The organism is Oribacterium sinus, assembly GCF_963553175.1.
Lineage (GTDB): Bacteria > Bacillota > Clostridia > Lachnospirales > Lachnospiraceae > Oribacterium > Oribacterium sinus_B.
This window is the reverse complement of the sequence record NZ_CAUVME010000005.1, coordinates 87,643-100,626: the sequence shown is the minus strand read 5'-3', so window position 1 is coordinate 100,626 and position 12,984 is coordinate 87,643. Positions and strand designations below refer to the sequence as shown.

The window sequence follows — 12,984 nt, the reverse complement described above, 5'->3', positions numbered from 1 at the left end:
AGCGGTTCCTCAGTCCTTGCCCCCTTTGCAAAATCTCCTCTCTGCAAGGTCACAAAATCCATATAGGGGACTCGGTGCAAAAGCTCCCGACAACTTTCATAGATTTCCTTAAAGCATTCATGACAATGCTCCTCCGGCATGTCCACAATAATCAGATAAGACTTTGTGCCATCCGGGTCGGACTTTAAAAGCATATCCAACATTGCAATCTCGGAATGTGTCTTTGCAAAGGATATAAGTCTCCTATGCAAGGCTTCCACTTCTTCATTTTCCTCCGGATATCCCAGCAGAACCTCCGTATCTTTCTTCACTTCCACGGACTGTACTTTCGCTTCCCCAAATTCACTTTGGTATCCCGGTGAACTCATCAAGTTATGGATAAGTGTAGGGCTTACATAGAAGAGCTGCGGTCCATAGGGATTGATTACAAAGCCCTCTCCCTTAGTAAGCATGGACACAATTTGAGGGAAGCCGGCAATCATGGTTTCTCTTTTCCATCCTGCCTCCATCTGCTGATTCATAGCCCCCATTTGCTGATCCATGGCGCCCAGTGCAAACCAATCCGTAAACACCGGAAGGGCCGATTCTCCCTGATCCATCGTTACATGAGGGATGGTGAGCTTCATCCCTGCCTTTAGGGTTACAGAGCCATCCTTTTCCCCCATTGGCAGGCTTCCGTCTGTCTCTATCGCCACCAGGTAATGACTTCGTACCAGCTCTCTAAAAAAGAGATTCAGAAATTCTCCCTCTCCCTGCCTTTCAAAAAACACGCGACTTAAGCCTAAAAGATAGGGATTTTCCACCGCTTGATGCACATTCGCTTCAATCTGATAGGGAATATCCGTGATTACTGCATATTGCCAGTCCGGAGAAAGGGCTTCTTTTCGAGAGAAGAAGAGCTTTACCCTTCTCTGCCCTTGGGTTTCCTCTTGTTCTGCCTGTTCCGCTAATGCATCTATTTCCTCTATCTTTATAATCATTAGATGAGAAATCGTTCCATCACGATGCAGAGCATAAACCTTCTCCCCTTCTTTAGTATTGCCAAAGAGTTGGCCTTCTACAGAAAAACAATCCCCCTCTACGGCTGCATAGCTTTCTGCCATCAGAGTAAAGCGGGTTCGATCGACCCCATTCTCACTATTCCTTTGATTCTCAGACTTAGACTCATCTTTTCGAGTAAAGAAATTCTTTAAATTTTCTAACATTCTGTCCTCCCGAAACTATATTAGCTTTATGCAAAACATTTTATCTCAAAATCACCTCATTGCCATCTACTTATTTAACTTTGTCACCAAGACTTCAAACAAATACCATTTTTCACAAGAAAATCACACCCTTCTTTCTTTAATCGGTCTATACTATGCGGCGAAGAATAGCATAATCTTGCAAAAGGATGTATAGTACTTGGACAATGCCTATCCCAAAAGGGAATGATAGGGTCGAAAGGAGTCGTTATGGAAATCCAAAAAACAGCCAGCGCCGGCACCACGGAGAAATGTGATTGCCTGGTAACTGTTTCTAAAGGGAACGGCGGCAGAACAGTGGAGCTTAAATCCAAGGTGCTCTACGAATACGGAAACAGGATGGTTGCCTTGGTTCATCACTGCCTTACACAAATGGGCATTCAGGATGCCTTGGTGGAGGTCGAAGACATGGGCGCCTTTGACCACATCCTTGTGGCAAGATTACAGGCCGCTGTTTACCGCAGTCAGGATAAAACGGAAAATATTCCTTGGGGGGAGCTGCTCTATGAATCATAAAAATCGCCTGCGAAGAAGCATGATGTTTCTGAATGCACAGAAACCGAATCTTTTAAAGGATCCTTATATCTACGGGGCGGACTCCTTGATTTTCGATCTGGAGGATGCTGTAGCCCTTGGAGAAAAGGATGCTGCAAGATTCACTCTCTTTCATGCCTTAAAAAAAGTAGATTATCAAAATGCAGAAAAAGTGGTGCGGATTAACGGAATCGATACTCCCTTTTGGAAGGAGGATATTCGCTGCGCCGTATTTGCCGGCTGTGACAGCATTCGCATTCCGAAAACGGAATCCAAGGAGGATATTCTTACGGTAGAAGCGGAGGTAGCAAAGGCGGAGCAAGAAGCCGGTGTGGATCTCGGAAGCACCCTTCTTATGGCGGCTATCGAGTCTGCAAAGGGCGTGGTACATTTGGAAGAAATTTGCCATGCCTCGGACAGGCTTTTCGGGGTAGCCCTTTCTGCAGGAGATTATACCAAGGATTTACATACCGGAATCAGTGGAAGCGGCGTAGAGCTTAGCGGAGCAAGACAACTGATGATTATTCACGCAAGAGCCGCAGGAATACAGTGCTTTGATACCGTCTATACCAATCTGGAGGATATGGAAGGCTTCCGGAAGGAAGTGGAGCTGATTCACACCATGGGCTTTGACGGAAAGTCCATTATAAACCCGAGACAGATTCCCGTTGTGCATGCTGTTTATACGCCAAGCGAGGAGGAAATTGCCTTTGCCGAAAAAGTAGTACAGGAAATTGATGAGAAACGAAGTCAGGGCATCGGCGTATTTACCGTAGATGGGAAAATGATAGACATCGCCTTTTATGACGGGGCAAAAAGAACCCTTGCGCTGGCAAAGGCTGCCGGCGTTTTGGAGGAGGTGCAAAATGATTAATGCAGTGGGTAGAGAGATTCCGGATGCGGTTTTAGCGGAAACCGGGAAAACGGTATTTCAGGGAAGCAGACATTTTGACGGCTATTCTTATGAAAAGACAGCAGTAAGAGCAAGAGCACGTATCGGTGGCGAGGGCAGTAAGCTGGAGAGTAATTTGCAGGAGGTTTTGCGAAAATGCAACGCCCATGACGGCATGACCATCAGCTTTCACCATCATTTTCGGGAGGGAGACCTGGTGGCTATGCAGGTGATGCAGGCTATTCATGATATGGGCTTTAAGAACATTACCATCTGTGCCAGCTCCCTCAGTAAAGCCCAGGACGGGCTTGTTCCCATGATAGAAGACGGCACCGTAACCCATATCGAAAGCTCCGGAGTTCGGGGGAAAATCGGAGAAGCCATCAGTGAGGGTAAATTGCAGGGAATCGCTATTCTTCGTTCCCACGGCGGAAGAGTTCGGGCCATCGAAACGGGAGAAACGAAAATCGACATTGCTTTTATCGGGGCTCCAAGCTGTGATGAATACGGAAATTGCCGGGCAGTAGGGGGAAACAGCAACTGCGGTGTGCTCTCCTACTCTGCCATTGATGCGGAGTATGCCGAGTATGTGGTGGTTTTAACGGATTGTCTTGTTCCCTTTCCGAATTTTCCGGCAGATATCAGCATGACTGACGTGGACTATGTGCTAAAGGTGGATGCTATCGGAGATCCGGAAAAAATCGCTACCGGTGCCGCCCGTCCCGTGACGGATAGAAGAAAACTGATGATGGCGGAAAGCTGTGCAAAGTTCATTGCCGCTACCCCCTATTTTAAGGAAGGCTTCACCTTTCAAACCGGTATAGGCGGTGCAGCCAGTGCCACGGCACTTTGTCTTTCGGAGAAAATGCGGGAGAAAAACATTCATATGGGCTTTGGTGCAGGAGGAATGTCCAAACCCATGTGCGATTTATTGGATGAGGGTTTGGTTTCCTGCCTTTTGGATACTCAGGACTTTGATTTGCCTTCTATCGAGAATCTGATTTCCCATCCGAAGCATTTTTCCATCAGCACAAAGGAATATGCCGATCCCTTCTGTAAAGGCGCGGTGGTCAATAAACTGGACTTTGTAATTTTAGGCACACTGGAGGCAGATGTACATTTTCACTGCAATGTGGTGATGAGCTCCGAGGGAGAATTAATGGGGGCTCAGGGAGGACATCCGGATACGGCGGCCGGTGCAAAATGCACCATTGTCATCACGCCTTTGGTACAGGGAAGAATTCCCACTATTCGAAATGATGTGACTACCGTTACCACCCCCGGGGAAACTGTGGATGTGATTGTTACTGACTATGGCATTGCCATTAATCCCCGGCGTCCGGAGCTTTTGGAGGCTGCAAAAGCCGCTAAGCTTCCCATAAAGAGTATTGAGGAATTACGAGATATTGCCTACAAGATCTGTGGTGAACCGGCCAAGCTGGAATTCGAAGATAAGGTAGTTGCCATTATCGAAGCAAGAGACGGCAGCATCATGGACGTTGTAAGAAAGCGGAAGGATAAAAATCTACTTACACTAAGCGCTAGATAAAAACCAGTAAAGCCAAGTGCCATTCTTATAAAACAAGTATGTAATTTATGCCAAGGGAGTTCAAAATGGAATTTTATTGTAAAAGCGGAGAACGAATCCATGTGGATATTCTGGGAGAAGGCTTCCCCATTGTCTTTCTTCATGGAAATAATTTGCAAAGCGGCTACTTTGCAAAGCAAAGGGTTCTCGAGAAAAGTTTTAAGCTTCTCTTTGTAGATAGTTTGGGGCATGGAAAATCCGGAGAACTGCAGGGGGAAACAAGCTTTGCTTACCTTGCTGATAGTCTGGAGGAGCTCCTTTCCTCCCTTTCCATAGGAAAATGTCTTTTGGTGGGGCACAGTGACGGCGCAAACCTCGCCCTGGAATACGCCGGTCGCCACGGCGAGAGAGTAGCCGGTATTCTGGCAAACAGCGGAAATATTTCCTTTTCCGGTCTAAAGTTCCTTCCCCGCTATGCCTGCTATCTGGAGGAATGGCTCTACCGCTTTTTGGGCCTCTTTCTTCCCGCCTTTAAACGGAAGTCCAGGGTTTCTCCCCTTTTACGGGAAAATGTGGATGTGCCGAAGGAGCTTTTTCAAAAGGCGCCTTACCCTGTAGTGGTTTTGGTGGGCGATAGGGATATGATTAAGCGAAAGCACAGTATGGCTATTGCAAAGCTTTTTCCAAAAGGCAAATTTCTGGAAAGAAAAGGACAGGGACACAATATTCCTAAAAAAGACAGTGCCTATTTTAACCAACTGATAGAAAAAATGGTGCAGGGCATACAGCCTTGATACTGCCTTAATCAAATAGCAAGATGCTGATTATACAATACAAGCATCGATTATCAGCACAAGTTGCTGATAAAGTAAGGTAAAAATTGCAAAACAAAGTTCGTATAGAGTAAAGAAACTCCGGTTTCCATAGTAAGGAGGAAAAATTGAATAAGCTGATTTCTTTTTTTAAAAAATGGCAGAATGTTCTAAAGAGCATTCTTTTCCTAAGCATTTCTATTTTGGTGCTTTTGGAACTTGTTAAAATGGGAAAGACCATTTCCCCGGAGGCGGTAAAAAGCATATTGAGCGGCTTGTCCCCTTTCCAAATTGTAAGTCTCCTTGTTCTCGGAATCCTTTCCGTTTCTCCGATGATGCTCTATGACTTTATCCTTTGTAAGGAGCTGAAAAAGAAGATTTCTTTGGGGAAGCTCATAGAAAGCAGCTGGACCATCAACAGCTTAAACAACCTGATCGGCTTTGCAGGCCTTGTGGACGTGGGACTGCGTTACAGCTATTTTACGGAGGAGGATAAGGGCGAAGAAACCATGCAGGGCATTTCCAAGGTGATGCCTTATTTCATGTCCGGGCTTTCCCTCTATTCCTTGCTATCCTTCGGGCTCTTGTTTTTCGTTCAGAAAAATGCCGTTTTAAGACCCTACAGCTTTGTCCTTCTTCTGGCTTCTCTGATTCTTCCGGTCTTGCTTTTTCTTTCCACCAGAAAAAACTGGTCCTACTTTGGAAATCTATCTAAGAAAAAGATTCTGGCTTTAATCGCAACTTCCCTCCTCGATTGGGGCTTTGTTTCCTGCTTTTTCTTTTACTGCGGAAGGACACTGGGCTACAGCGTTTCCCTTGCCAACACCTTGCCATTATTCTTTATCTCCATTTGCATCGGTATCGTCTCCATGATTCCCGGAAGTCTCGGAAGCTTTGATTTAATGATGATGAGCGGTCTTTTACATTTTTCCGTAAATCGAAATGAGGCGGCAAGCTGGCTGCTGCTTTTCCGTATCTTTTATTACATCATTCCCTTTGCCATCGGTCTCCTTTTCTTTATCAAAAGTATGGGAGGACAGATTAATCAAAAATTTTATGGTCTTCCGAAGAAGCTTAGCTCCCTACTGGGACAGGGCATCAGCCACTTTATGGCAACTTTCTTCGGTTTTTTTCTGATGGCCACCGCCATTCTTCCCGATGAAATCCATAGCATTCCTCTTATCGGACAAATGGATCCCATAAGGGGGCAGCTACTCTGGCAGTTTCCAAGCTTTCTTCTGGGTTCTCTTTTCTTCCTTTTGGGAAGACTTTTAAAAAGAAAAGCCTCCTTTGCCAAGCCCTTTTCCCTTCTGCTTTGCCTTGTGACTCTTTTCTATATCAATCTGGGAAGCCCTTCTTTTTTCAGTAGTCTCTACCTTCTGTTGTTTCTGCTGATTCTCTTTTTTCGAAGAAAAGAGCTTTCCAGAAAAGCCTTTTTCTATCCTATGGAAGACCGGCTAAAGGACTTTTCCTATATTGTGGGAAGTTTTTTACTTACCTTTTTTCTTTTATATCTTTCCAGTGGAAATACAGGAAAAGACAGTCTCGGCTTCCTGATTTTCCATAAGGGCGTTCTGCATAAAATACACACTTTCTCAAAGCCCCATTTTTTCACGGTCTTTTTAGACTACTTTCTTCATCTTTTCGCCTATTTTCTGATTCCTGCGCTTTGCTATATTGCCGTGGGCGCACTGGCGAGGGATAAACATTTTTCCTTCGGAGAAAAATTCAATCAGGAACGCTTTCAGAACTTTTTGCAAAGCTTTCCCAATACGAATTTAGGGGCTTCTTTGGCTTTCTTGGGAGATAAGTTGCTGTACTATTATCAGGAAGAGGGCATGGATAAAGTGGTTTTTCAATTTGCCATAGAAGACGGAAAAGCGGTGATCATGGGAGAACCCATCGGGGAAGAAAAATATTTTCCTGCTGCAATCTCTTCCTTTACTGCGGAAGCGGAGGAAAAAAACCTTACTCCGCTCTTCTATGAGGTAGGACAGGATTTAACCCTTCTCCTTCATAACCATGGCTATGAATTTATGAAGTTCGGAGAAAGTGCAAAGGTTCCTCTTTCCGACTTTGATCTTGTGGGAAAATCCGGTAAGAAGTTCCGTGCCGCGGTCAACAAAATAGAAAACAAAGGATATACCTTTCAAGTACAATACCCGCCCTTTTCCGATGCCTTTTTACAGGATTTGGAAAAAATATCCGATGCCTGGCTTTCCGGAAGACAGGAAAAGGGATTTTCTCTGGGCTTCTTTGACAAAGGCTATCTCTCTCTGGCTCCCATTGCCTGCGTATTGGATTCCGAGGGACATGTGCAGGCCTTCTCCAACTTCCTTATTTGCAACGGAGAAAAGGAAGCCAGCATTGATTTAATGCGTTATAATCCGGGAACGGAAAGTAACGGCATCATGGACTACCTCTTTGTGGAGATTTTCCTGTATTTTAAAGAAAAAGGCGTGGAATACTTTGATTTGGGTATGGCGCCTCTCTCCAACGTGGGACAGGAAGAGCATAGCTTTTTCCAAGAAAAACTGGCCTTCCTGGTTTATGCCTTTACCAATCGTTTCTACTCCTTTTCGGGACTAAGAAAATACAAAGAAAAATTCTCGCCCCTTTGGGAGGCAAGATACCTGTCCTATCCGAAGGACAGCAGTCTGCTCTTTGATCTGCTGGCGATTTTTAAGATAGATAACCGGAAAGTAAAAGAGCTGTAAAAAACATTTTCTAAGCAATATAGGTCTGAATGCGGGCTCAGACTCCCCCGCATTCAGACCTATATTGCATAAAGTATTCTTTATTGTCCCAATTTCAGATATTCTTTCTTTTACTGAATCTTATGCTTCTTCATTTTCTCCTCAAAGATATCCGTAATAATCTTTCGAAGCTCTTCTCTCTCCTTCTCCGGAAGCTCTCCCGCCTGTTTAGCCACTGCATATAATGCCGGATATTCCTTCGCAATTCTTTCAATGGTCTTGGTGGTGGCATGACCTCTTACGAAGAAGGGAATCCTTTTGATCCATTCCTCCGGCACCAAATCTAAAATTTTCTTTCCTGCTTCCTTATCGCTGATGACCGCCTCCGATAAACCCTGCTTAATTTGCTCCTGTTCCTTTTCCGTAAAATCCTGTAATTCCATAAAATCTCCTTTTTACTCTATAGCTATCGTGTTGTACTCTATACCTTTAATATATCTTGACCGCTCTATTATACTCCGATTTAAGGCAGCTATTATAAATTTTCTCAAAACCAACATTCTAAATTCTTCCGAAAATCAAATATCCCACTATCGTTAGAATCATCAGGCTTTCCTGAATATAGGTGTATCTTTCCACCTTGGACACAATGCGATAACGCCCCGGACTTTTTGCATAGTCATAGAAGCAGTAGGAGCACCATAAAGCGTTTAAGAAAAGTAGCAAAACGGACAGTCTGCTCAGTCTCCATACCAGGATGAAGTTCGTGCAAATGTCTACCCAGGTTAAAATAAAGACAAAGCGAATACATTTTTTATAGCCGAAAAGCTTGGAATAGGTCACATACTCCGTTTCCTCCTCCGGTGCCCGAATCTTCCGGGAAATCTCCCAGATAAGAGCCGGAAAATACAAGGTCAGCACAGCCATGAAATTGGTAATATCCCAAACCGGCAATTTGTATTTCATAATGGTATAAGAAATCACATAGAGATTAAGAAGAATCTGTACCGGATTATGGGTAACCAAAGCCAGAGGAAGGGACTTTGCAATCTTATGCTTTTGGAAAAACCACACCGCCATTAAGCTTCCATAGGTGTAAAGAATAAAGCAGAAGATAAAGTTCTTCATAAAAAGGAAGTTAATCAGCAGGGTAAAGGAAATGAGTATGGTGGCAAATATCCGTAAATCCGTCTTTGTAACTCTTCCGGAGGGAAGAGGCCGAAAGGCAAAAAGCCGTTTGTCTAGCTCGTAGTCCTTAAAGTCATCCGCAATTCTTAGCCAAAGCAAGAAGCTAAAAACCGTAAAACTGCAAATCAGCATCCCCAAAATATCATGTTGCACAAAAAAGCTGTAAAGTGCCGACTGCCCCTCCACCGGCTGAAACGAAAGAAGCGTATCCTTTCCCACACCATGATTTAAGAGCACAATAAAGTAGATTTCCAGAAAAATCATTACGCCCAGTCCCAATCTTGGCACTATGGGGTACATTTCCTTAAAGTAAATATTTAATCGTTTAAGCCTTTCCATAGCCTATCCTTTCCCCGATTTCCAGCTTCGTTTCCAAGCCTTTATTCGTATTCTCAAAAAGGTCCTCATCAATCACAATTTTATCATTGAGCAGTTCCACAATAGTCGAGCCTCCCAGAGAAAAATAGCCCTTTTCCTCTCCTGCTTGAAAGCGAAAAGGAAGCTGATTTGCCCTATGATTATGAATATGCCCTACCAGCATTGCCCCCACTTCCACATGGAGGATTTTTCCCATGCCTTCCAACTCCAAAAGACTGATTTCTCTTTTATTTTCGGAAAATGCTTTAAAGTGGGCGGCCTCTTTACGCACACTATCCAGCCTTCCCTTGATTTTTTTCGTTCTTAAAAGCCTTCCCCTTGCCGGGAAAATGTAGCGGTGATAATCCGGCAGGCTAAGGCGAAAAACCAATAGCGTTCCGCCTTTCAAAAATTCCGGACAGGGAGCCTTCAGAATTTTTTCGATTGAATAGTAATTTCCCTTGATTTCCAAAGGAAGGAGATTAGATTCCCCATTGTTTTCACTGCCGGAGAAAATAATTTGTCCTTCTTGGTCTATTTTATAGGCCAGAAGCTTTCCGGAAGCGGTGGCATAGAAAGCTCGCTTTCCTGCCTGTCCTTTTTCATGCCTTTTTTCCTGTATCTTCCCTTTCCATCCCTCTCCATTTTCCTTTGTATTCTCTTTTCCGGCCTCTCTTAAATAAACTGCTTCTTTTCTGGAAAAGAAAGCCCCAAAGCTTTGATAATTCTTCTTTAAAAGCTCTTTGGAAAGTCCGTATTTTTCCACAAAAGGCGCAATATCTTTTTTAGAAAGAAAGCTGTTATAATACAAGCCCCGAAGAAAAGAAAAATAGGGGCGGGCAAAAATCATTTTAAGAAGAACTCTCCCAAGAAAATGATGGTACAAAAAATAAATGGCCCTCTGCCCATACTCCTCTTCTTGAATCAGCCTTCCTGTTTTTCGCTCAATAATGGAAGGGGCGTTTTGCTCTTTTTGTTTTTGCTCTTTACCCATAGTCCTCTCCCCTACAGCTTTCTCACCAGCAAAATCACAAAGAGAACAGCCAAAAGTAAAAGACCGATTCGGATTTTCAGACTCGGTTTCTTCATTCTGAAGTTAAAGACGAAGAAAAAAGCCAGTAAAACATACAAAAGCTCTCCCGGAAGAATTTTCTCTATGGAAAAATATATGCTGAATAATCCATAAAGAGGAATAAAAAAGGAAGCGTAGGTCACCGCAAGGCCGGTAAAATAATCCTTCTTTTCTCCTCCACTGGCATTAAAATAGGCAAGTCTGGTCACTACGGAAAGAAGATATAGCACTGAAAGCAGAAAAGAAAAGACTCCGAATTTGGCAAAATACTGAAGATAAATATGTACCGGAAACACACCAAAGGAAATAAGATCCGATAAAGAATCAATTTGCACCCCAAAGGCTTTTTCCAGATCATTTCTTTGAAAAGCATTGGCTACCATGCCGTCAAAGGTATCGCAAAGCCCTGCTAAAATCAGTAAAATCAAAGAAAAAGCGAAACTTTTCGAAAAGAAAACTCCGTATAAAGAAATGGAAAGCCCAAGATAGGTTAAAAGCACACTGGGATGATAGACCCCTAAAAAAATTTTCTTCATCAATATTTCCTCAACTAATGCAACAATGTATTCTTAGCCTACTATTCCTACTTCAGCAACTATTTATAGATATTTCCTCACCCTAAAAAGAATCAGCAGGCAATTCACGAGAACATGGGTAAGTCCGCCCAGAAAAATCGCAAATACAGTTTGTGCAGGTGTCAGATGCACCAAAACGCCCAGGCAAAGCATAATCCCGAACATGGAATCAATCTGATCCAAAATAAAGAAAAACAGCTTAAGCCCTCGTCTTCTGTCTCCCTGCTCCGCCGCAGAAACCGAAAGTCTCCTTTTGATAAAGCTATTGGGCAGTTCGAAGAGCATATACAAAAAGCCGAAAAGCATGCCAATCAGAAAATTAAAGGCAGGCATATTTTCAAAATACAGATACAAAAGACTTCGCTTATTTTGCCCTAAGCCCTGCAAAAGAAAGCCCCAAAAAACTTCCAATATGCCTGCAAGAACCGTCATTAAAATAAAGCCCAAAATACTTTTACTGTCCCCGAAAATCCGTTTTCCGTCTGTCCAGTTCTTTCCGCCGTCAATAGGTCCGCAACGGCTTTTCAAAAAAGGAATTTTCAGAAATAGCATATTGAAAACGCCTGCCAGAATCACCGGAAACATGGTGATGTATAAAGATATGATCCACTGCATAAATAGTATTTACCCCAAAAAATATTTTCCTATGGCAATCCCCTGAATCAGGAAGAAAGCAATGCCGAAGCAAAGCACTCCCGCAGCCGCCAGATCCTTAGTCGCCTTAATCTCCGGGTGCTGTTCTTTAGTGGTAAAATCCGACAGATGCTCCACCGCCGTATTGACACACTCCATACCGTACACACCGGCAGAGCTTAAAATCACAGCATACCAGGTAGCCAAATCCACCTGCAAATAAAAGAAATCCAAAAGAAAAAAAGCGAGGTTAATCCCCAGATAATATTTATAGTTCTTTTCCGTCTTTAGTCCGAAATAAAGTCCCTTAATGGCGCATAGCACACTTTGTCGAAATGTGATGTTCTTCATCGAAATTTACAAAAACTCCTTTACTAACAATACATACTCTCTACTTCCCGCACATTTATCCTGAAAATAGCCTTCGCTGGCCTTCCCTTTTTGAATCAGTGCCGCAATAGACTTGGCCTTTTTTCTTTTCAGCACTTTCGCGGCCAACTGGGAAAAGGCAAGCCCCAGCCCCTCTGCCCCTTTCTTCACTGCCAAATACAAAAGAATGTAGCAGCTTGGCCTTCTTCTTTTGAAAAGGATTTGCAAAAGAAGAATTGGATTGAGAGGCTTTTGCAGTAGATTTCCATAGTCCGGAAGGCAGAGGAAAAAGCCCTTCAGCTCCTCCTTATCATAAGCCAAAAAGACCATTTCTTCATCTACAATATACTTTAAAGAGCTGTAAAGGCTTACAAAGCTTTCTCGGGAAATATTCCGAAAGCCTTGGAAATCCTTATAACGTTCCATTAAAAGGGGATAGATTTCAGAAAGGTATCGGTCAAAGTTCTCTTTTGTAGGGTGCAAAAATCGGTAGCCCTTTTCCTGAAAATGTTCCAAGCGTTTCTTTGCCTTTGCATTCTCATAGGAAGGCTCCAAAGCATCATAAAAGTGAGAAACATAAGTATCGCAAATCTGAAAGCCCGCTTTTTCAAAAAGATAAGGATAATAAGCTTTGTTCGCAGGTTCCCCAGTATAGGGCACTTTCTCTTCCAAAGCAAAGCGATACCTTCCGAAAAAAGAAAGATCAATGGGTCCTTTCAAGCCTTTCTTCCCCGCTTTTTTGGCTTCCATTTCACAAGCTTCTAAAAGTAAAAGGGCCACTTCCTCTTCCTCTATACTTTCATAGAATCCTGCAAAGCCGTAGGCCTCATCTTCATACAGCGTTAAAGCAATCCGCCCTACTACGCTTTCTTTTCCCTCCTTTAGGCTCACGCAAAGAAAGGGCAGAAAACAAAAATTTCCTTGCACTAAAATGTGGCTTCCCGAAAGTATCTCCTCCTCCATTTTCCTATCCTGCATAAGACAGGACTTTTTATAAAGCATAGCGGGAAGATTTAAAAATTGCTCCCTTTCCCCTTGTTCCTTTACCGCTTTGATTTGATAGTTCTTCATTTTCCCTTTCTAT

The 12,984-nt window shown here is 43.3% G+C and carries 13 protein-coding genes; 5 read left to right on the top strand and 8 right to left on the bottom strand.

Annotation, left to right across the window (positions count from 1 at the left end):
• Positions 1-1,205 (bottom strand): enhanced serine sensitivity protein SseB C-terminal domain-containing protein (locus tag RYO92_RS02670; protein WP_315369403.1); only part of this gene is annotated, 1,205 nt, incomplete at its 3' end.
• Between the two features lie 249 nt (positions 1,206-1,454).
• On the opposite strand from RYO92_RS02670, the gene citD reads away from it, so the two are divergent.
• The 5 genes from citD (at position 1,455) to mprF (ending at position 7,727) form a co-directional block, all read left to right on the top strand.
• Positions 1,455-1,760: a citrate lyase acyl carrier protein gene (gene citD, locus RYO92_RS02665; RefSeq protein ID WP_315369402.1), complete on the top strand. Its 306-nt coding sequence runs from the start codon at positions 1,455-1,457 to the stop codon at positions 1,758-1,760.
• Positions 1,750-2,652 carry an aldolase/citrate lyase family protein gene (locus RYO92_RS02660; RefSeq protein ID WP_315369401.1) on the top strand — a complete coding sequence of 301 codons (903 nt, stop codon included), beginning with the start codon at positions 1,750-1,752 and terminating at the stop codon, positions 2,650-2,652. The genes citD and RYO92_RS02660 overlap by 11 nt, the downstream gene beginning before the upstream one ends.
• A complete protein-coding gene (gene citF, locus RYO92_RS02655) occupies positions 2,645-4,219 on the top strand; it encodes a citrate lyase subunit alpha (protein WP_315369400.1) in 1,575 nt (524 codons plus the stop codon). The genes RYO92_RS02660 and citF overlap by 8 nt, the downstream gene beginning before the upstream one ends.
• A 65-nt stretch (positions 4,220-4,284) precedes the next feature.
• On the top strand, positions 4,285-4,992 hold the full coding sequence (locus RYO92_RS02650) for an alpha/beta fold hydrolase (protein ID WP_315369399.1): 708 nt from the start codon (positions 4,285-4,287) through the stop codon (positions 4,990-4,992).
• Between the two features lie 146 nt (positions 4,993-5,138).
• A complete protein-coding gene (mprF, locus tag RYO92_RS02645; protein WP_315369398.1) occupies positions 5,139-7,727 on the top strand; it encodes a bifunctional lysylphosphatidylglycerol flippase/synthetase MprF in 2,589 nt (862 codons plus the stop codon).
• A 110-nt stretch (positions 7,728-7,837) separates the two neighbouring features.
• On the opposite strand, the gene RYO92_RS02640 is transcribed toward mprF, so the two are convergent.
• The 7 genes from RYO92_RS02640 to RYO92_RS02610 all read right to left on the bottom strand — a co-directional run bounded on the left by RYO92_RS02640 (position 7,838) and on the right by RYO92_RS02610 (position 12,971).
• Entirely contained in the window at positions 7,838-8,149 is a 312-nt protein-coding gene (locus RYO92_RS02640) for a hypothetical protein (protein ID WP_314967134.1), read from the bottom strand.
• Positions 8,150-8,267: 118 nt separating this feature from the next.
• Positions 8,268-9,233 carry a UbiA family prenyltransferase gene (locus RYO92_RS02635; protein WP_315369397.1) on the bottom strand — a complete coding sequence of 322 codons (966 nt, stop codon included), beginning with the start codon at positions 9,231-9,233 and terminating at the stop codon, positions 8,268-8,270.
• On the bottom strand, positions 9,220-10,245 hold the full coding sequence (locus RYO92_RS02630; RefSeq protein WP_315369396.1) for a phosphatidylserine decarboxylase: 1,026 nt from the start codon (positions 10,243-10,245) through the stop codon (positions 9,220-9,222). Before RYO92_RS02630 ends, RYO92_RS02635 begins: the two co-directional genes overlap by 14 nt.
• Before the next feature lie 11 nt (positions 10,246-10,256).
• Positions 10,257-10,859: a CDP-alcohol phosphatidyltransferase family protein gene (locus RYO92_RS02625; protein WP_315369395.1), complete on the bottom strand. Its 603-nt coding sequence runs from the start codon at positions 10,857-10,859 to the stop codon at positions 10,257-10,259.
• A gap of 63 nt (positions 10,860-10,922) precedes the next feature.
• Complete coding sequence (locus RYO92_RS02620; RefSeq protein ID WP_315369394.1) at positions 10,923-11,513, bottom strand: CDP-archaeol synthase; 591 nt, start codon at positions 11,511-11,513, stop codon at positions 10,923-10,925.
• A gap of 9 nt (positions 11,514-11,522) precedes the next feature.
• The gene (locus tag RYO92_RS02615) at positions 11,523-11,882 is read right to left on the bottom strand and encodes a diacylglycerol kinase (RefSeq protein WP_315271632.1); all 360 of its coding nucleotides are present in this window, start codon (positions 11,880-11,882) and stop codon (positions 11,523-11,525) included.
• A gap of 6 nt (positions 11,883-11,888) precedes the next feature.
• Positions 11,889-12,971 (bottom strand): hypothetical protein, encoded by a 1,083-nt coding sequence (locus RYO92_RS02610; RefSeq protein WP_315369393.1) that lies wholly within the window; start codon positions 12,969-12,971, stop codon positions 11,889-11,891.
• Positions 12,972-12,984: the final 13 nt, after the last annotated feature.

Coding starts and splice junctions, on each gene's coding strand:
- citD (WP_315369402.1), top strand. CDS start 1,455: ATGGAAATCCAAAAAACAGCCAGCGCCGGCACCACGGAGAAATGTGAT.
- RYO92_RS02660 (WP_315369401.1), top strand. CDS start 1,750: ATGAATCATAAAAATCGCCTGCGAAGAAGCATGATGTTTCTGAATGCA.
- citF (WP_315369400.1), top strand. CDS start 2,645: ATGATTAATGCAGTGGGTAGAGAGATTCCGGATGCGGTTTTAGCGGAA.
- RYO92_RS02650 (WP_315369399.1), top strand. CDS start 4,285: ATGGAATTTTATTGTAAAAGCGGAGAACGAATCCATGTGGATATTCTG.
- RYO92_RS02640 (WP_314967134.1), bottom strand. CDS start 8,149: ATGGAATTACAGGATTTTACGGAAAAGGAACAGGAGCAAATTAAGCAG.
- RYO92_RS02635 (WP_315369397.1), bottom strand. CDS start 9,233: ATGGAAAGGCTTAAACGATTAAATATTTACTTTAAGGAAATGTACCCC.
- RYO92_RS02630 (WP_315369396.1), bottom strand. CDS start 10,245: ATGGGTAAAGAGCAAAAACAAAAAGAGCAAAACGCCCCTTCCATTATT.
- RYO92_RS02625 (WP_315369395.1), bottom strand. CDS start 10,859: ATGAAGAAAATTTTTTTAGGGGTCTATCATCCCAGTGTGCTTTTAACC.
- RYO92_RS02620 (WP_315369394.1), bottom strand. CDS start 11,513: ATGCAGTGGATCATATCTTTATACATCACCATGTTTCCGGTGATTCTG.
- RYO92_RS02615 (WP_315271632.1), bottom strand. CDS start 11,882: ATGAAGAACATCACATTTCGACAAAGTGTGCTATGCGCCATTAAGGGA.
- RYO92_RS02610 (WP_315369393.1), bottom strand. CDS start 12,971: ATGAAGAACTATCAAATCAAAGCGGTAAAGGAACAAGGGGAAAGGGAG.